This window comes from Mucilaginibacter jinjuensis, from assembly GCF_028596025.1.
Taxonomy (GTDB): domain Bacteria; phylum Bacteroidota; class Bacteroidia; order Sphingobacteriales; family Sphingobacteriaceae; genus Mucilaginibacter; species Mucilaginibacter jinjuensis.
The window spans coordinates 4622358-4642309 of the sequence record NZ_CP117167.1 but is presented as its reverse complement, the minus strand read 5'-3'; the positions used below and the strand labels follow the sequence as shown (position 1 = coordinate 4642309).

Sequence of the window (19952 nt, the reverse complement as noted above, 5' to 3'; positions counted from 1 at the left end):
AAAAATATTTTTTTTCAGTTTAAATCTCTCCAAAAGTTGAATGTTTCTACTGATTTTGCTGATCTATTTTCAATTAGTTTTAATTTTTTCTGTACCGCTATACGCTGTCATGGCGGGTTGATACATGCATTGCAAAATAGCTGGCCCGCTTGCAAATTCGCCTGCATGGGCAACAACAAGGTCGTAAGTAATTTCAGAGATCCCTTTTGGTATGGCTTCAGTAAACACCTCTGAACCGGTATCTCTCACAGATCTGTAATAACTAAAGCCGTTGTTGTACTGGTAACCACTGTTGTTTTCTTTAGGTTCAAAAGCCGCTGCGCGTGGGTCGCTGATATGTACAAACTTTAATCGTTGGTTTGTTTCTATAATTAGTTTAACCCGTACCTCGTCTCCGGCTTTTAACAGGGTTCCCGGACTAAGTTTTTGCCAGCCTTTTTCCTTGTCGTTGGTATAAAATTCTTTAGTTAGTTTAACCGCTTTGTTAAGTGTATCCAGCTTTGATGGTTCGGCAAAATAGTACCAGGTTAAATTGCCGCTTGTGTTTGTACCCTGTTGTTTTAAGGTGATGGATGCCGGCATTTGCTTCGTCTTAACCAGGGCATTAGGCACGCCATCTAACAAACCATCAGAAACAGCCAGGTTATGGTTTTCTATTTGTGCCGAAAATGCTTTGGTTTCTCCAAATGTGGTGCCTTTGTCTTTCTGCAATAAATCAATGGCAGCTGCGGTGGCTTTGGTGGTTTGCCAATGCTCATCCTGTTTGGTGGTTAAAAGCCATTTTACGATGCCTGGTTGTATTTCTTTATACTTACCGCTTAATTCAAATGCTTCGGCGAGCAGCGCCATTGTTTCTTCTGCCGAATTGTTTAAGTCTTCGGTATCTGCAATAGCTTTCCAGCGCAAGCCGTTGGTAGCATCATTAATGGCTAACTGACTGATGTTTTTTAACTGTTGCTGTGCTTTGGCATTAGCTATGCTACCGTTGGCGCAATACCTGAGGCTGTTAATAATAAGCAAGGTTTGTTGTTCGAGGCTTTTAGTATTTGCAACTCCCCATGCAGATTCTAGGATTGAATTTATCTTCTCAGATAGCCCGGCTGGCAAAGGATTATCTTTAATCCAGTAAGACAGGGCGTAAAGCTGGTAAAGATCATAATACTTATCCTGCGCATTGCTTAGCAACAAATTTTGCTGATACTTAACCAGGCGGTTAATAAACTCAGTTTGCTGTGCTGATCGCCGGGAGGCTGCTACCCAGCCCATTTGTTTTAACTGGCCAAAACCTGCCAGTACATAAGCCGAAATGTAAGCATTGCTCTTTCCGCCTTCGAACCAGGTTATGCCACCATCGGCTTGTTGCAATTTGTATAATTTATCCAAATGCTGCTCTATGCCGGTTTTGGTTAGCGAGGTATCCAGTAAATGAAATAATTGCTTTTGTTGGCGAGCGGTTTGGTTGCCAATGTTTAACCATGGCATTGCTTCTTCGGGTAGTTCATCGGTTAACTGGTCGTTTTTAGGCTTATCTTTTTCTATAAGAACGGCGGCATTCTTAAACGCTTTTTGCGCTACGGTATCCTGCTGCATTAATTTGAGCGCAGTAACCTTTGCCCTTAGTTTATTGAACGATTGCTCCGCACAATCATACGAGTAATTGGCCAGCCACGGCAGCGCATAAATTAGCGAGGCCTGCGGTTTTTGGGTGATGGATAAACCCACACCGTATAGTAAAGCATCGGCGGGTAATTGGGCCGGTGATACTGTAATGGTTGGCTCATTTGTAAAATGGATTGCCTGGCTTTGGCGGGTAAATACTTTGGTTGATAATATGGGGATAATATGCTCTTCGGCATCTGCAACGCTGCCACTTGTTGCAGTAACTACAATTTTAAGTGGGTTAGGTTGCTGAGCCGGTATGCGTAAAGAAAATGAAACAGCGCCCAAACTCTTTTTATTGAGCTTAAAAGCTTGTGTGCTACTTTCAATTATGGCGGCGGTAAGGTCTTCGCCCGTTACAGCATCTTCTATTTTGCAGGTTGCTTTGCCTTGTATGGCCAAGGTATCCAGGTTGGTTATGCGGCTTTGCAGGGTTATTTTATCGCCCCGGTATAACAGGCGCGGCATATTAGGCTGCACCATTAAATTAAGCTGGGTTTGAAGCTTTTTTTCCAAATAAGCAAATTTGGCATTGCGGGTATGGGCAAGCATTTTCCAGTTCCATTCGGTAGCGGTTTCGGGCATGGTAAAACTGAAGGTATAATAGCCATCTGTGCCTGCATGTACCTGTGGTAAAAAGAACGCCGTTTCATTAAAGTTTTTACGGACTTTTGCTACCGGCTCTTCCGTTGCTCCGGGCAATATAATTGGCCCTTTGGTGCTGATGATCACCACACCCTGTGCGGCTTTGGAACCATAAAGAGCTGTTGCATCGGCACCTTTTAAAACCATGATCTGGGTTATGGAATTAGGGTTAAGTCCATTGAATTGACCCGAATAGATCTGCCCGTCTACAATAATTAAGGGCAGGTTATAATCATTAGGGCTGGCTACCCCCCGGATCATTATACCACTTACACTGCCTGTTACATCCCGTCTGGCTTGTGCGCCATAGCCAACTACCACAACTTCATTTAAGCCTTGTGCCTGGCCTATAGATGTATTTGCAAACAGCAAATCCTTACTAAACTTCTGCCCCGGTTTTGTGCGAATTTCACGCATCATTATTCTGGTATCATCTTCCATATAATTTCCGGCTCCGACGGTTCTGGTTAACCAAAAATTCCAGGCACTGTCAAAGTAATAAGGGTTAGGAGTAGTGTTTGGTACATTCCAGTGATGCTCCTCCAATTTATCTAAAGATGCATCATACAGGGTGGACATGATTTCGGCTGCCACATTTACACTTTTTGTTTTAACCGAAATTGTAAATGTTTCCTGTGCGCCGGGCACCATTACCTTCCTGTATTTCTCGACAATGATTTCGGGTTGGGCACCATTATCAATCATAATATCAACCCGTTTTAAATGCGTATTAATTTTATTATCCTGCACGGTAATGCGGTTAATCTGCAGTTTACCGGTTGCATCCATCGGGATCTTATATTTCCAAACCCGTACCCCGGCTTTTTCTGTCCTTGTTTCGTAAATGTTTCTGATTACCTTCTTTTTATTGATACCCACATAAAGCACCTGGTACAAGGTGTAATTCTCAGTTTTGCCAGAGCTGTACCAGGTTAGCACATCACCGGTTTTGGCTGCATTAACGGGCATATAATCAATGTCATCAACAGGAGTATTGCCTGTCTGGCTATCAAATACATTAAAGTTGTTGTTATACTGCCCGGTAATTTTTCCATTCTCTTTTACTTCGGCAAAAAGCTGGTAAAAGCCAACGGCAATCTTGTTTTTGGGTAGTATAAATTTACCGTGAGTAGCTGTGTTAATCACGGTATCGAGTATCAGGGTTTTCTCTTGCTTTACAGGCCGGGCATTGGCGTTGTTCGGAAACCAGGTGTACCAGTCGGCCTTATCATAATACCATTGGTCTACAGGCTTAATGCTATTCAGGCTAAAGCCGGGATTGCTTACCTTATAAAGTTTGATGTTTACGTTGCGGCTTACCACGCCCTCAAATTCGGCACTGGTGTTTACGTTCAACGCAGGGAGCGCCTGCCTGTCGTAAGTTTTATCTAACGGAAAGCTGATACTAACAGGGCGTGAGCTAATGTTGAACCTTTCACTCAGCTCGGTACTTTCGCCTGTAGCATCGGTCGCGGTTGCTTCTATGTGGTAGTTAAAATTCCAGATAACAGAATCGCTTAGGTTGGCTTTGGCAACTACCGTATCTGTCACCGGGATCGAAAGTTCACCTTTTTCATCAGTATAGCCTGTTTTGTTGATCAATTTAACATCAATATAATCATTGTGATTACTCTTTCCTACAAGAATGCGCCCGTTACGGCTTATGGTATAATTAACAGGCAGATTGCCCAGATCGGCACCGTTAAATGATCTTAATTTAAATTTGATCACAAAAGGTTCACCGGGGAGCAGCATTTTTTTCTGCTTCTCCATATTTAGCTCGATGGTAGGCCTTTTGTATTCTTCTACCCGGAAACTGCCATTGTTTTGGTAGCTACTTCTTGGTTCAGAATCAATTCGCCAATTGCCGGTTGCTGCAGTTTTGGGGATAGTAAAGGAGCCGGCAAAACTTCCGTAATCGTTTATTTTTAGTAAGGCAGAGTCTATTTTCTTATTAAAAGGATCCTGCAGCATTATTTTGTCGTTGGCATTCTGTAACCATTTCTTCAAATTGTCTTCCCCAATATTTGCGCTGTTAAAAAGTATAGGGTCGCCTGTGTTGGGGTCGTTGGTTAAAAAAATAATCTTGTAATGTACCGTTTGGCCGGGTCTGTAAATGCTTCTGTCGGTAAAAATCTCGGTTCTAACCTTTTCGTTGTAAAAATCGGCGAGGTTATCGTAATCGTGTTTGTTATATACATCATTACGCAGGTTATTGGTACGAACATAAAAGTTATAGCCGGTGGTATCGCCCTTGTATGTAATGTTGAGGCTATCGGCAGTATCTTCCTCAATATTGATATAACCATTGGCATTAATTACACCTTCAATAGCAACCCGTTCTTTTTTCTTAAACGCCTTAACCTGTGCACCAACCAGGGGGAACCCAGTTTTGCGGTCGAGGATATATATTCTCTCATCGCTGTTAATGGCAGTTATGCCGGTAACTTCAAAAGGCAGGTTGTTAATATCATAACTATCGGTCTTAATCGGCGTTTTACTAAACAGCAAGCGGTAATGCCCTGCGGGTAATTGCTTCAATTTTAAGTAAACGCCATGCTTGTTATGATCGGCAGGCAGGGGCAAGGCAAAATCGCCTTGTGCTACTGGTTCGTGGTTTAAAAGTTGCGCGGTAGCCTTAACCATTGCAGCCCCCGGCAGCTCGGTTGAACCAATACGGATAACCCGGTAATATAATTTATCGACGTTTCTGTACATAGCCCTGATCGGGATTTCATTGCCGGGGAGATGCTGATTATCCATTTCAATACGAATGGTACTTGCCTTGATTTGCAGCGCCATTGAATTAAGCACCGTATTAAACACTGGGTACTTTAATATCAGGTTTTTATTTTGCTCGTATAATTCAAGCGCCTTGGCCGGGTAAAACTGATACTGAGGGGCGAAATTGCGGTAAAAATCGTAAGTGTATTGATTCCCAAAACTGGCATACTTGTTACCCTCTTCATTCCAGGTAAGGCACAGTTGATACACCGAATGGGCTTTAAGTTCAGCATAAGGCGAGGTGATGCCTGCCTGCAAATATTTAATATAAATGTTGCGTGTGAGCGAATCGGCATTGCCATTCAGATAGATGTTTTTTCTTGCCAGTGATTCGATAAAAGCAGAAACACCGGCATCTGTTTTATGAAATGAAAGCCAGTGCTGATAAGCCGCCATAATATTGCTGTTTTTAGCGTAGGCTGCAAGGCTATCCAGTTTGCTTCTGAAATCTGTTGAATTTAGAGACAGCCAGTTTGTTAGTGAAGGCCTGGCCTCGTTACTATAAAAACGCCTCGATGCCAGCAGATTTACCCGTTCTGCTAAAACAATGTCCTCAAATTTGGGGTCGAACAAAAAAACATCAGGGTTGGATGAAAGCCAGAATAGTTGTTTGCCATCAATCTTTGTGTTACGGTATTGTACTGCTGCATTGAGGTCATTTTCTACCAAACTATCGCGTTGACTGCGGGTTAGGGCTGCATAATCAGTTTTTAAATCTTTAGTGCGATAAGTTGCCCCGTTAAAGCGTAATGATCTGCTATCAAAGTTACTGATGCGCTGGGCCCGCATAACCAATAAAATTGCCCTGAGGGCAGGCCGTGGTTTGTTTTGTAAAAGCGTATCAATAAAAGCGCTATTGCGGAAATACAAGGTGTCTTCCGTCCGCCTGTCGCGTATCTGCATCAGGTCATATAAACTGCGGGCTAATAAAACATCATTGTTGGCTTTCTGTGCCTGCTTCTTTATAACTTCCAGTTCCTGCCGGGTTTGTACCAACGTTTTGTTTTCTACAATTGCAGTTTCAAGGCTTTCAATACTTTTAGTATTTGACGAGTCGGAGGCAGTTTGGCAGGTTCCGTCTGTTAATTTAAACACCAGTATAGTAAGCAGAATATACTTAAGGAAATTAAGAGGAAGAGGTTTCATTGCACAAGGTTTGATGTTCAATTTAGTGATTTTTATTTAAGGATGCCTTAGTTATCACTTTTCCATAAATGAAGTGAAAATATTTTTATTCTGGGTGATTGAGGGAATCATTCACGCTGAGAGATTAAGTGGTTTTTGTTATCTTCATAAGCACGTCATTGCGAGGTACGAAGCAATCCCGACTTGAAGAGCCGCTCTGTATAGTTCGCGATTGCTTCGTACCTCGCAATGACGTGCTAATTGTTTATAAACAGAAAAGGTGTTTGATCATCGATCATGCTGTCGAACGCGCGCCCAATCTTAAACATATTTTTCTCTTACCCAATCAGGGTAAACCCTAATCAATGTGTCATCAAACAAAGCAAAGATGATGTTAATAGCTATCGGCACCTGGTTGTAAGTATGGAAAATAAAATAACGGGATTTGGAAATCTTGGATTAACTTCCCAAATGATGTCAAAATCAGTACCCAACAATGAATGAAAAGCAATTAACGGCAGGTTTATTTGGCGAGGTTGAATTTGAGACTTTGTTTAAGGCCCATTTTAAGGAGCTTCATGCCTATGCCTTTTCGTTTTTAAAGGATTGGGATAAGGCAGAAGAAGTGGTGCAGGGACTGTTTCTGAAGCTATGGGAAAAGCGCGAATTGCCGGAAATGCATACCTCGATCCGGTCGTATTTGTATAAGGCGGCTTATCATGACTGCCTTAACCTGATACGACGCGAAAAGGTGCATCAGCAATACCAGTCGAGGACGGCATTTGCCATGAAGGATGAATCTGACAATGCAGCCAATACGATTTACCTGCGCGATGTGCAATCCAAACTATCTGCAGCGCTTAATAAGTTACCTGAGAAGTGCCGGACAGTTTTCCATCTAAGCAGGTTCGAAGAGTTAAAGTACCGCCAGATTGCCGATGAATTGGGCATTTCTATTAAAACAGTAGAAACGCAGATGGGCAAAGCATTAAAAATTTTACGTGGCGAAATGAGAGAGTTTTTGCCATTGATAGCAGTTTTATTATTAAAAATATTCAGATCATGAAAGAGGAAACAGATGAAGATATGCTGATCAGGTATATTCTTGGGGAAACGACAGATACAGAGCGGGATGCCATGGAATTATGGTTGAAGGAGGATAAGGCCAATATGCACAAATTAGAACAAGCTAAGTTTATCCTGGAGCAGAGCCAACAACTTGCCCAGCAAAGCCCGGCGGATGAAAATGAGCAATGGGAGAAATTTAAGGTAAAAAGAGACGCTTTAAATAATAAGGGGAAGGTAAGATCAATTACTACACTTACCCCCTGGCTACAAATGGCAGCTGCGATTTTGATTTTTGCAGGCGGGGCTTCGGTAGCCTACTACTTCTATAACCAGCATGCCGGTTTAAACGGACAGCTGCAATCATTCACCAGTAAAGATAAGGCAGTGGTTGATACCTTATCAGATGGTTCCATTGTTCATTTAAACCGGTACTCGAGTGTAAGCTGCGTAACCGATTTTAAAAAGACCAGGGAAGTTAAACTAACAGGCGAGGCATTTTTTGAAGTAAAGCACAACGCTTCGGTACCCTTTATTGTACATACAGATGGCGTAAATATCCGCGATATCGGTACGGCATTTAATGTTAAGAGCCATACCAAAAATGTTGAAGTTGTGGTAGAGAGCGGCATTGTACGGGTTAGTAAAGATAAAGCAGCGGTACAACTTAACCCACAACAAAAGGTTGTTGTTAATAATGCCGACAAGCAGCTCCATGTGGAAGCGAGTACCGATTTGTTGTATAACTATTACAGGAGCAATGAGTTTATTGCCAATAAAACACCCCTATGGCGTGTAATTGAAACCATTAACGAGGCTTATGATTCGCACATTGTTATTGCAGATAAACGCCTGAGTAATTTACCGTTAACAGGTACATTTAAGAAAGAATCGGTAGATAAGTTCCTGCAGGTATTGTTACTCACCACTCCGGATCTTAGAATGGAACAGGTAGGGGATAATATTATCCTTAAAAGTAAATGAGGCTTTTAATTAACGCAGAATAATTTGACAGGATTTTACAAAAGGAATTGCAAGCCGTAGTTAAAACCAGAGCTCCAGACAATCTTGTTCCCGTTCTCGAAATGCTGGTTAATTACCCAGCCGGAAGTCTTCAGTTGATTATCTTCAGGGGAACGGGCCAGGTCCAAAGTTGGCCCGGCGAATAAACGGAAGCGGTGATAGGTATAAGTAGGCAGCATTTTTAGAGAGTGGACGTTGCCCTGCACACTGGTAAAACTAATCCCATTTTGGCTGGTATATTCTGCATCCAGACCAAATCGTTTCACCCTTAAAGTGTGGACACCAAAACCGAGGTCAAGGCCGCTGACACGACTGACGTTATTGTACTCATAACCAACCACACCATAGAGGGTATGCCCGCCCGAGCGAAACTCTAAATGGAGCGTCGATGCATTATCCGCACTAATACCAATACCCTTGTCTCCATTTTTAACCAGGTTTAGCACCCCAAGCGTATAATCGCTGCTATCGGCAATATTGATCAGGCCTATCTGGATTCCTTTCACTTTTTTAGCCCTGTTCAGAATAGCAGCAATTTGGGTTCCTGCTACACTTTTAGCCCTGTTAACTATATACGAAACCTGAACGCCGCCAGAGGTATCGACAAAGTTACCCACCAGGGTAGCTTGTACGCCTGATTTAAAATTGTGTGCGATATTAATAATCCCTGAAGCCTGAAAACCCGACGCATTGTTTACAACATGATTATATAACCCAGCCAGTTGAACGCCTTTAAAATTTCGGCCCACGAAATTGAACAAAGTTGCCGCCTGGAAGTATTTCACATCGCTACGGTCAATATTAAAACCGCCTGATAATTCCACGCCATCTATCCCGGCTGTATAACCACCTATAAGGTTGATTGAAACATGGTTAATTACCTGGCTGTTAAACATACCGTGCGAACTAAGCCCCGGTGTAAGTGATATTTGGTAAGGGCTGTACTGGAACAAACCGCCCAGGTTCATGTCCTGGATCATTTGTTTGGATGATACAAATAAGCGGCTCAGGCCGTTCCGCTTTTTAAATTTGCTTTGATCGGCGGTGGGATCATATTTATACCTTTTTTCTTTTACTGTTGAATTTACAATAACCACATCCTGAAGCAGGTAAAGGGATGTATCCCTGTAATTGTCTTTAGATGCAGTCAACATATATTGGCCATCGGGCTTTTTAAGCCTTAGTTCAAAATTCCCCTGCGCATCGGTGAGTGTAGAGGTGGAGAAATTCTTTTCATAAACGCTAACCCCGCTGATATTTTGATTAGTCTGTACATCCATCACATGGCCTTTGATCAGGATCTGATCTGGCTGGCTCCGGTCTGCATCGGCAACCATATAGAATCTGCCGGGCGCGTGCCTGATCACGATATAGCCGGGTACTTCCTTAAATTCATAATTGCTGCCAAAAAGTTTATTCAGGAAGTTATCAAGCCTGCCGTTATAGGGCCTAACAGCTACCACACTATCAGCACGTACATACTGGTTATTGTAAACAAAACTGAAATTGCTTTTGTAAGCCACTTTTTGGAGCAGGGTGCCCAGTTTCATTTTCTCATTACTGGCAATGCTTACCTGTTGCATCAGTTTGCCTTGCGCATGAGTTTCTAAGCAGCATAAAAGCAGGGCAGGGAGTAAAAAAGGTAGATGAGTGAGTCTTTGGAGCGAGTTCAAGAATATAATGCTAATTGATCGGAATTAATTGAGACCGGTTGTGCCCAAAGATTTCCCTGCACGGGCAAAAATATAAAAGTATAATCATTACACCTCATTAAATTTCTTACACAACAAAAGGCCAATAGCCGTTCTTTAAACAGAACAGCTATTGACCCGTTGTTAGTAAAAAATGATTAAGCTAAGTTTCTGGCATTATCACCATCCGGTGTTTATTACTCAAGTTTCCTTTTCTTGCTGCTAACCGTTTGTGCGCTGAAATAACCAAGGCACCCGCCGGATATGTTTGAAGTTGGCGTAGCCGGAGCTGCCTGTTGAGAATTATAGAAAGCAATGTTTTCTGCTTCTGATAAAAACGTGTATGCACCTTTGTCTGTGGTAACGAGGCTCACGTTAACGATGTCATTCTTTTTGATTGCACCGGTATCCAAGGCCACATCGGTGTTGATGTATTTACCATTAGAAAGGCGGTCTTCAAAAGTCTGGAACCGTTTTACCTTTACGCCATTTACCTCAACCGAAAACTTATAATAATTGGTATAAGCAGCAGGGTCTTGAAAATGCACCACGGGTTGTATCAGGTTTTTCACAATGGTATGATCAAAGGTGATCGAATCCAGCGCTACCGCGTAAGGCATGGTTGATGTAGAGGTATACGTTTTACCATCCAGCACTACTTTAAGTTGATAAGTGTTACCGGGTTTACCAACTATGGTATGGGTGGTATACGTTCCTGTCGAAGTTTCTGTCAGTACATCATTTACACCTGCAGTTTGATCTGTAATAGTTACCGTTGCGCCAGAAACGCCGGGGTAAGTATTATCAGCATAAAAATCTACCGACTTAGAGATGTTTACATGATAAGGGCCGGCGGTATCACTTACAGCGCCTTCAATAACCAGTTGCGGCGGTGAGTTAACCAGCGGTGGTTCTATTGTTTTGGTGCATGAATAAACCGTAATAGCGAGTGCAAATAATGCTATGATGGATCTGATATTTTTCATCTGTATTAGAATTTAAAGTTATAAGTAACGGCAGGTACAGTTTTGAAAAGTGTAGTCTGCAGTACCTGTGTTTTGTTTGCGTTTTTAGGATCAACCTGGAACTCGATGGTATAAGGGTTGGCATAACCATACGAATTATAGATCGAGAAAGTCCAGCTACTTTCATATTTAGCCGTTTTCTTAGCCAGCAGGGTTGCACCCAGGTCAAGGCGTTGGTAGGCTGGCATGCGGCTGCTGTTACGCTCGCCGTAGTAATAAACCGGTGCGCCGTCTACAGAAAATTTTTGCGAAGGCCATGTTACGGCGTTGCCCGTGTTGTAAACAAAATCGGCAGAGAAAGTCCATTTCTTAGTAGCCTGGTACATACCTACTAATGAAATATGGTGGGTTTGATCCTGCGTTGCAGGGTAATAGTTTCCATCGTTAATTCCGGCTATTTTCCTTTCGGTGCGCGATAGGGTATAGCTCAACCAACCGGTAAACCGGCCGGTTTTCTTTTTAAAGAAAGTTTCCCAACCATAAGCCCGGCCACTGCCATAAAGCAGATCTGCCTCTACATTCTCATTACCTATTAAATCCGCGCCGTTCTTGTAATCGATCTGGTTCTGGAGTTTTTTATAATACAACTCGGTCGAAAACTCGTACGCATTCTGATGGAAGGTACGGTAGTATCCGGTCGAGATCTGATCAGCTATTTCCGGTTTGATATTGTTGCTGCTTGGCAGGTAAACGCTTGTTGATGAGAAGGTAGAATTGCTCAGCAAGTGAATATTCTGCACGTTCCGGTCATACGAAAGTTTAATAGAGCTCTGCTCATTCAACTGGTAACTTGCAGCTATACGGGGTTCTGGGGTGAAGTATGATTTAACAATCTGCCCGCTGTTATAATGTGCACTATCGGCCTTATTGCCATTTTGATCATAAGTATAGAATGTGCCTGGGCCTAGCACGTTCAGTTCACTTAAACGAAGCCCGTAGGTGATCTTTAACTTGTTAGATGCATTCCACTCGTCGGAAACATATAGTGCGCTTTCCAGCGAGTGCTTTCTTTGCAACGAAATATCATTGTAGCTTGATGATTGGGAAGAAGCCGCATCACCCGGCTGCGTTAAATGCAACGTGGTTTCGAACCCAAAACTTAATTTATTAGCCGTGTTAAGGTAATAGTTGAAATCCTGTTTAAAGTGAAGATCATTGATGGCAGAGGTAACCTTCACATCATTGCTATTATCCTCAATATGTACGTTGTAATTGTATTTACTGTAGATCAACGAAGTATTAGAGAATAATTTGCTGCTGAAAATATGGTTCAGCCTTAAGGTACCGGTCATGTTGCCATAATCAAGGCCGAAAAGGTCTTTGATCGACATTACGTCCTTCCCAAAATAGCCTGATAAAAAGATCTTGTTGTTATCGTTGATCTGATAATTGGCTTTCAGGTTAAGATCATAGAAATAAAGTTTGCTGTTTTTAACCGTAGTATCCTTGGCAAAGCCGGTAAACAGATCGGCATAACTTCTCCTGGCGCTGATGATAAAAGAACCTCTATGGTCAAATAACGGGCCTTCTACAGTCAACCGGGACGCAATAAGACCAAGCCCGCCGCTTACGCCAAATTTCTGGTTATTGCCATCATTCATCTGGATATCTTCTACAGAAGAAAGTCGCCCGCCGTAATTGGCTGGCATACCGGCTTTATAGATAGAGATATCCTTGATCGCATCTGAGTTAAAAACGGAGAAGAAACCGAAAACGTGAGAAGCATTGTAAACAGTTGCCTCGTCCAGCAGCATCAGGTTCTGATCAGAACCGCCACCGCGTACAAAGAACCCCGCGTTACCATCGCCAGCTGAAACAATGCCGGGCAGGAGCTGGATGGTTTTCAAAATGTCTTTTTCACCCATTAATACGGGCACATTTTTCACCTCATTAATAGTGAGGCGTTGTACACCGGGAGGCAGGTTTAAAATGTTTTTGCTTTTAGATGAGCTGCTTTTAACCACAACCTCTTTCAACTGGTTTTGTCCTGAAGTAAGGCTTAAATTATGCAGCAAGTTTTTAGTGAGCTGAATTTTTACGGTATCGGTAATATAACCGGTATAGGTAGTAAGCATGGTGTAATTACCTTCGGGTAGGGCGATGGAGTAAAAACCATAGCTATTGGTGGTAATCCCTTTGCCGGGCAGTTCTAAGAAGCTCACGGTTGCGGCGGGCAGGGTTTCGCCGTTTGTTTTATCTTTAATTGTTCCTGAAATGGTAAAGTGTTTTTTTGTTTGCGCCTGCAACAGGGCAGGAAAAACGAGTAGTGAATAGAAAATAAACTGCTTTAATTTTTTCATGTGTTGATAGTTTCCGGGTCAGATTGACTAAATCGTCTAATTGTGCTTGTTTGATGGAGGACACACTTTTTTAGGTTTACCCTTACGCCAATTTGTTTTTTTCTGACTTGAAAGAATTTGAGACAACCCGGGCATGGTTTTGAAGAAGGCTACCGTACCTCGTATTTGGCATCTATAGTGAAAACAAAACACAGGTTCTTAGATCATAATCCTATAAAATCAAAAATGCCCGTTCGTATTCAGCGAACGGGCATTTTATTTTGGTGGAGCAGGAAGGATCAAGGTTGAACATTTTTCAACCTCAATAAATAATATTATTTATGGGAAGGGTCGTTTTTGGGATCAACATAAGTTACCCCGGATGGGCCATAACCGGTGATTTCGACAATAACAGGTTCTTTCCCGGTCATCGCAAAGTGATTCTGCCCTGCAACTTCCGAATAGATGCTGCCAGCCGGCAAAGTTTTGAGTTTTGTCTGGTCAAATTTGTTGCCATAACCAAAGTGCCAGGTTCCGGACAGCACGGTGGCCGCACGTTGATCCGGGTGCAGGTGAGCTGCAATTTTAGTATTTGGCGCAACCTCGAGCAGGATCATATAAATGCCTGGTTTAGCGGGATTGCCCATAATCACAATTTCCTTAACAGCCGAATAATTGGATGATCCGGGAACATTGGCAGCAGCGGCAGCCTTGAGCGCTTTAATTTCCGTTGGAGTCAGGCGAAACTGTCCGTTGTTAGAAACCTGAGCATTAACAGCGCCGGCAAATAAAAGCATGGGCAGTAGGTAGATAAGTCTGCGAAACATAAGGTGAGTTTTAAATGGTGAAAAAGAATTGATTTATTTAACAAAACGATGCTATTCAATTCAAATACCATTTAGGTTAAGCTGCTGATAATAAATGATTTGAAGTTTATCCGGGGATTGTAAACTCCGATATGTAGTAATTTTAAATTGATAATGACGATATACAGTAATCACCTGTTAAGCACAAAAAAAGCCTTTAGCTTTAGGCTAAAGGCTTTTTTGTTTTCAGTGGAGCCGGAGGGAACGCGAAAAATCACGTAACAGGCTCGCTTTCAATATCGATATTCTGGTTTTTGCCCCTGCTCACCGGGTGCTCACCAAATGGGCACTAACTGACCCTGAAATTATGCTACTTTATGTATTATTATAAAGATAAAAATTAATTTAGAACTGGTCAAGAGTTTTGAGTTACATAGGTCATTGCATCTTAGGATCAACGGGACTTGAATCGTATAATCAGATGACCAGCAATCCTTTCGAATTATTTAGCTTAACCAAATTGGCGATCTGCTTAGCAAACGCGTAACGTTGAAATCTGTCTTGTTCCTTAGTGATTTTAGGTTGATCGGTACTTAGAGCCGTAACGCAATATAAGCCTAACTTTTCAAAATTTTCAAATCGATGTGAAGAGTTGTTTTTGCTGTAAAAATACGTTATTTTATTATAAAATTACGATAATTGTTATTTTATTCCGTTTAATGATTTATTTATAACGATTTGTGTATATTTGTGCACACTAGAAGAGAGTATGTATACTGAAATTATAAAAATCATCGAAGGCGGTTTAAATAAAGACACTCAAAAAGTATCTAACTATGCGCGAATGCTTGCGGAAAATCTTGCGAAGGGTGGTGATGAGAAGCTATCTGAAAAAATAAATAGTCTGTTAAAGAACAATAAATCTCAGGCAGTGTATCTCGATCAACTCGTGGCTACTCCTGTTGACCAGGAGACAAGATTAAATATTGTGGATTTTGTTATGCCCGATGATAACCAAATCGATCTTGTTTTCTCAAAACAACTGGAAAATGCCATTGGGCAATTCGTTAGTATGAATGCCCACCAAAACGCTTTGCGTTCAGCCGGGCTTGATGTGAATTCGTCTTTGTTATTATACGGTCCTCCTGGTTGTGGCAAAACTACAATAGCACGTTACATATCAAAAACGTTAAATCTGCCTTTAGTTGTGGCTAGATTAGATTCTTTAGTATCGTCGTTATTGGGTAACACCTCAAAAAACATAAGGAAAGTATTTGAATTTGCCGGTAAAACACCCTGCATACTTTTTTTAGATGAATTTGATGCGATTGCGAAGGCACGTGACGATCAGCATGAACTTGGGGAATTAAAACGTGTGATCAATAGTCTGTTACAGAATATTGATGAGTTCACAACTAATAACATTTTGATTGCTGCAACAAACCATCATGAGTTATTAGATAAAGCTATTTGGCGCAGGTTCAATCACATTATTGAAATAGGACTGCCTGGTAAAGATGAGATACCGGATCTCCTCGACCTGTATTTTAAGAATTATGAATGTGAGTTTTTAGCAGACGGTAAAAAAATTGATAAGGTAGTTAGTTTGCTAGAAGGACTATCGCCAGCCAATATAAGGTCTATTGCGCAGAATACGATTGCTAAGAATATTATATCAGCGAAAAAATCGATCAGTTTTGAAGATTTTATCTTTCAAATATTTCTCTTTAATCAGCATGGTGCCTATAATCAAGAACAACTAATTAATTTTTTAAACACGCAGGGTGTTGCTCAGACCGCAATCAGTGAATTGTGTAATATCTCTATCAGACAAGTGAGGAACGTCTTAAAATAGAATACAATGGAAAATAAAAATTTACCTATCAAACTGTTCAAGAAACGTGACGAGGTGGATGATCGTCGTACTGAGGGTATGTCCAATGATGAACTGCCGAAATGGGCGCCAAGCCGTGAGCAATTATTGGAACGATCTACTCAATTCATCAGTGTGATGGATACTGCAAAGTCGCTATTGCAAGAAAGAAGGCAACGTCAAAATCATTTGCCGGCCATAATGAAGGTTACACTCAATGAGAAAGCTATTGCTAAATCACATCGTAGCCACGTGGGAAAAATATTTAACGTTAGTCATAAATTCAATTTTGTCGGGATGTCTGACGAATGTGATTTGCTTGTTAAAGTTGACAACATCCAGGATGTAGATACTATATCCAGAAATTTGCGACTTGTTGATGATAACGCGCATGGTTTGGCTTCAATAGATAAAATAAATTTATACAGGCCATATGTGGAAACACAACAGGGCGGAACTTTAAAAGCCAGGCTGTTTAATTATAACGATTACAACCTAAATCGTATTGTAGAACAACTTTTTAGGGAAAGTTTAGAGCTAAGGGATATTGACTTTAAAAAAGTACGATATGCTGATGACTTAACTATCTATAAATTGGAAAACGTAACAATTGACCAGTTACATGAAATAGAGAATTTCGAGGCACTTTATTCAATAACACCGATGCCTAAACTAACTGTCGGGATGGACTTTGTAGATGCTGATAAAACACTTGAAGTTAAGTTACCGATAAAAGGAGTTGAATATCCAGTTGTGGGTATACTAGATTCAGGAATACAAGACAATGAACACTTAAAGCCTTGGTTGCTCCCTGATTCATTTTCACCATATCCCGAAGATTTGATGGACAAGTCCCATGGTACTTTTGTAGCTGGTATAGTTGTGTACGGTGATGAACTGGAAAATAAACCTTGGACTGGTATTGACGGTTGCATGTTATATAGCGCAACGGTATTCCCTGATTTAAGAAAAGAAAGTATTGATGAAGATCAGCTAATTGAAAATATCAGAGAGGCAATAAATTCAAGGCCTGATATAAAAATTTGGAATCTTTCAGGCGGCCTTAAAGTGGAGTGCGACCTACACGATTTTTCGGATTTTGGTAAATTTTTAGATAATATACAGCAGAAAAATGATATCATAATCTGTAAGTCCGCAGGGAATTGCCAGAATTTTATAATACCAGCAACGCCACAAAGGATACCAAAATCAGCAGATACATTACGTTCACTAGTTGTTGGCAGTATTGCCCATGCAAAGAGCGCGACCGATATTGCTGAGATTGATTGGCCATCTCCATTTAGTAGAACTGGTTTCGGCCCTAATCATTTAATAAAGCCGGATGTAACCCACTATGGCGGAAATGCTGGTAAATCACCAAGCGGGCACCTAAGTACATCTGGAGTATATTCATTTGCGACCGATGGAAAGATTGTAAGCAACGTTGGCACAAGTTTTTCAACACCACGTATAACTGCTTTAACTGCTGGTTTGGATCATAAAATAGCAGAGAATTTTAATACACTTTTGTTAAAAGCACTGATCGTGCATTCAGCAAAATACCCGTCTGCAGTAAGCCTTAATTCCTTAGAAAAGATCAAATCAATGGGTTATGGTTTGCCAGATGATGTAAATAATATCCTCTATAATTCTCCTAATGAGATCACGCTTATCTTACAGGATACAATTACTAAAGGTAGTTATTACGAGATTCTTGATTTTCCTTACCCAACTGATATGGTTGAAAATGGGTTATTCTACGGGGAAGTGACAATTACTTTGGTTGCATCACCTCTTTTAGACAGTAGTAGTGCAACGGAATATTGCCAGTCAAATATTGATTTATCTTTTGGTACATATGATAAAGTAAAAGAACGGGATATATCGATGCGTCATATTTTAAATGAATTTGGACCTGATGGTGCTGTGAATTTATTGAGGGAAGCGCTTTACAGTAAACGGACAATGGATAACCCTATGAACCGTTTTTCAAACGAACGCGTTTTAAGGAATTACGGTAAAAAATTTCACCCATTAAAAAAATATGCGATAGACCTTGCTGAACTTACAGAAAGTAATGCAATAAAAGCTCTGACCGCCCCCAAAAAATGGTTTTTCCGTTTGGAGGGCTTGTTTAATGCCTATGCTGAAGCTAAAGCGGCCGATGATGATAGTATCGAACTTTCACAGGAATTCTGCGCCATTGTAACAATCAGAGATAGGCGATATAATAGAGAGGTTTATAATGCCGTATCTCGCCAATTAGACAGTAACAACTTTATTTCACAAAATATCAAATTGAGAAATGAGGTTAATATCAGATATGGTGGCGGTAATTCCAATGCATAACAAAAGCCATTCAAACAAAAGCCCTGTTACGTTAAAAACAGGGCTTTTTGGCTTGGACAGCAAGTGTAAATGAGCATTTTTTCTTAATTTTCAATTCAATCATTAAGGTTTTAATATGCGCTATCAATATGAACCGTTAGCAGAGGAATACAAGTTCCAGACATTTCTAAAGGACCTATTTAATGCCATTCATAATAGCTCCACATTTGAAGAGTATGGTTCCAAGGGGCATAATCAGCATGGAATTGATCTATATAGTCCTGGTTTGAAAATCGCCGTGCAGGCAAAAAAAAAAGATATTCACCGGAGTCAAAGGCTGATCATCAAGGAATTATTAATGGATTTATCTGAAACCCTTAAACAAATTGAAAATTTTCCGCATCCTATTGACCAGTTATATTTTGCAACGACTACAAAAAAACATATAGCCATTCAAAATGCCTGTATGGATGCCAGTAGGACTCATAGTATAAGTATAATCTTTTTCAGTTGGGATGATATACAGGCAAAATTATCCGAGTTTACATTAATTCGAAATCAATATTTCCCGCATTTAAAGGAAGCATCTACGGTACTCCAAAATGACTTACGAGAAAAGATAAGAAGGCTTGAAACGCTTATCTCGAAAATTGAAATTCAAAATCCGAATGCCAAAAAACAATATCGAGATATACCTTATACTGATATTTTGCTACCAATAATGCCGGAGGAAGCTCAAAAAACGCTGACTGCAATAATCATGAAAATTGCTTTGTTTCAGTCATTCGCGCAAATCCAATATAAGCGGTTCAGGTGCCTTTTCAATTACAGCGCATCATATACCCAATTCGGTGATGGAACATATGCGCCGGGATTTGAAATTATTTGCGGGGAAGTTAAATTTCTTTCAAACTGTACTAGGCTGATAAAAGAACTTCAATATAATCCAGACCGCTTTTGGGAGCAAGTTGATCGTTATATAGATAATAAGGATTTCAACTATATAAAATTGAGAATGGAATTATTACCAGTCGAAGGATTAACTTGTTATGACTTTGAAATCGACGGGCAAACTGGCAATTATTATATCAAATTGAAGATGTCTGAAGAGCTTGAATATCACAAATTGAATTCGCTAAGTGCGGTTTTGCCCTTTATAGCACAGCTGACGAAACCAATAATTAGTTTAATTGATTTTGATAAAATAGGCAAGCATTCGGCATTCATGAAACTCTTCCTATTTAGTTTAAGAGAAAATTCTTTTAAACGCAGTTTATTAAAAGTGAATGTCGAAGATTTTGATGACTGGGATTTTGAGTATTATCCAAGCGAATAAGATTAAATTAGGGTTATTACGTTAGCCGGTGAAGAAGCTTCGCACATTGCTTTATTGAAGATATAAGGGTTTAAAAATGTGTCTTTGATATAGGATAATATTAATAGTGGTCCTAAGGCTTACGATATATATAAACCGCATTGCATTCCAGTCCGCTGGCAATTAGTGAGAATGTTTGTCATGAAATCTGAATCGCTTGTTTTCTCTCAGAAAAGTCAATGTTGATGTTACAGGTACGGACCTTTTTTCTCTATGAATATCCTGGCTTTTATGCGCAAATCGTCCCTCGTGGTTGGGCTTTCCGCTATATCTT

At 40.7% G+C, this 19952-nt stretch carries 10 protein-coding genes; 5 read left to right on the top strand and 5 right to left on the bottom strand.

Annotated features, from left to right (window positions below; all coding sequences use genetic code 11):
• Nucleotides 1–69 precede the first annotated feature (69 nt).
• Nucleotides 70–6234, bottom strand: coding sequence for an alpha-2-macroglobulin family protein (locus tag PQO05_RS20090; protein WP_273629230.1), 6165 nt, complete (start codon nucleotides 6232–6234; stop codon nucleotides 70–72).
• A 475-nt stretch (nucleotides 6235–6709) separates the two neighbouring features.
• On the opposite strand from PQO05_RS20090, the gene PQO05_RS20085 reads away from it, so the two are divergent.
• Together PQO05_RS20085 and PQO05_RS20080 are read left to right on the top strand one after the other, a co-directional pair.
• Complete coding sequence (locus PQO05_RS20085) at nucleotides 6710–7279, top strand: RNA polymerase sigma-70 factor (protein WP_273629229.1); 570 nt, start codon at nucleotides 6710–6712, stop codon at nucleotides 7277–7279.
• A complete protein-coding gene (locus PQO05_RS20080; protein ID WP_273629227.1) occupies nucleotides 7276–8262 on the top strand; it encodes a FecR domain-containing protein in 987 nt (328 codons plus the stop codon). The genes PQO05_RS20085 and PQO05_RS20080 overlap by 4 nt, the downstream gene beginning before the upstream one ends.
• A gap of 35 nt (nucleotides 8263–8297) precedes the next feature.
• Here PQO05_RS20080 and PQO05_RS20075 read toward each other — a convergent pair whose 3' ends face one another.
• The 4 genes from PQO05_RS20075 to PQO05_RS20060 form a co-directional block, all read right to left on the bottom strand.
• On the bottom strand, nucleotides 8298–9884 hold the full coding sequence (locus PQO05_RS20075; RefSeq protein WP_273629226.1) for a carboxypeptidase-like regulatory domain-containing protein: 1587 nt from the start codon (nucleotides 9882–9884) through the stop codon (nucleotides 8298–8300).
• Between the two features lie 305 nt (nucleotides 9885–10189).
• Nucleotides 10190–10978 (bottom strand): DUF4249 domain-containing protein, encoded by a 789-nt coding sequence (locus tag PQO05_RS20070; protein WP_273629225.1) that lies wholly within the window; start codon nucleotides 10976–10978, stop codon nucleotides 10190–10192.
• A 5-nt stretch (nucleotides 10979–10983) separates the two neighbouring features.
• Nucleotides 10984–13317 carry a TonB-dependent receptor gene (locus PQO05_RS20065; protein ID WP_273629224.1) on the bottom strand — a complete coding sequence of 778 codons (2334 nt, stop codon included), beginning with the start codon at nucleotides 13315–13317 and terminating at the stop codon, nucleotides 10984–10986.
• 314 nt (nucleotides 13318–13631) lie between these two features.
• Entirely contained in the window at nucleotides 13632–14123 is a 492-nt protein-coding gene (locus PQO05_RS20060; protein WP_273629223.1) for a cupin domain-containing protein, read from the bottom strand.
• A gap of 748 nt (nucleotides 14124–14871) precedes the next feature.
• Between PQO05_RS20060 and PQO05_RS20055 the strand changes: the two genes are divergently transcribed.
• The 3 genes from PQO05_RS20055 to PQO05_RS20045 all read left to right on the top strand — a co-directional run bounded on the left by PQO05_RS20055 (nucleotide 14872) and on the right by PQO05_RS20045 (nucleotide 19639).
• Nucleotides 14872–15957 carry an AAA family ATPase gene (locus PQO05_RS20055; RefSeq protein WP_273629222.1) on the top strand — a complete coding sequence of 362 codons (1086 nt, stop codon included), beginning with the start codon at nucleotides 14872–14874 and terminating at the stop codon, nucleotides 15955–15957.
• Nucleotides 15958–15963: 6 nt separating this feature from the next.
• Complete coding sequence (locus PQO05_RS20050; protein ID WP_273629221.1) at nucleotides 15964–18324, top strand: S8 family peptidase; 2361 nt, start codon at nucleotides 15964–15966, stop codon at nucleotides 18322–18324.
• 115 nt (nucleotides 18325–18439) lie between these two features.
• The gene (locus tag PQO05_RS20045; RefSeq protein WP_273629220.1) at nucleotides 18440–19639 is read left to right on the top strand and encodes a hypothetical protein; all 1200 of its coding nucleotides are present in this window, start codon (nucleotides 18440–18442) and stop codon (nucleotides 19637–19639) included.
• The last annotated feature ends 313 nt before the right edge of the window (nucleotides 19640–19952 follow it).

Excerpts from the sequence above, each read along its gene's own strand:
- PQO05_RS20055 (WP_273629222.1), top strand. The coding sequence starts at position 14,872 with ATGTATACTGAAATTATAAAAATCATCGAAGGCGGTTTAAATAAAGAC.
- PQO05_RS20050 (WP_273629221.1), top strand. The coding sequence starts at position 15,964 with ATGGAAAATAAAAATTTACCTATCAAACTGTTCAAGAAACGTGACGAG.
- PQO05_RS20075 (WP_273629226.1), bottom strand. The coding sequence starts at position 9,884 with ATGCAACAGGTAAGCATTGCCAGTAATGAGAAAATGAAACTGGGCACC.
- PQO05_RS20070 (WP_273629225.1), bottom strand. The coding sequence starts at position 10,978 with ATGAAAAATATCAGATCCATCATAGCATTATTTGCACTCGCTATTACG.
- PQO05_RS20090 (WP_273629230.1), bottom strand. The coding sequence starts at position 6,234 with ATGAAACCTCTTCCTCTTAATTTCCTTAAGTATATTCTGCTTACTATA.
- PQO05_RS20045 (WP_273629220.1), top strand. The coding sequence starts at position 18,440 with ATGCGCTATCAATATGAACCGTTAGCAGAGGAATACAAGTTCCAGACA.
- PQO05_RS20065 (WP_273629224.1), bottom strand. The coding sequence starts at position 13,317 with ATGAAAAAATTAAAGCAGTTTATTTTCTATTCACTACTCGTTTTTCCT.
- PQO05_RS20080 (WP_273629227.1), top strand. The coding sequence starts at position 7,276 with ATGAAAGAGGAAACAGATGAAGATATGCTGATCAGGTATATTCTTGGG.
- PQO05_RS20060 (WP_273629223.1), bottom strand. The coding sequence starts at position 14,123 with ATGTTTCGCAGACTTATCTACCTACTGCCCATGCTTTTATTTGCCGGC.
- PQO05_RS20085 (WP_273629229.1), top strand. The coding sequence starts at position 6,710 with ATGAATGAAAAGCAATTAACGGCAGGTTTATTTGGCGAGGTTGAATTT.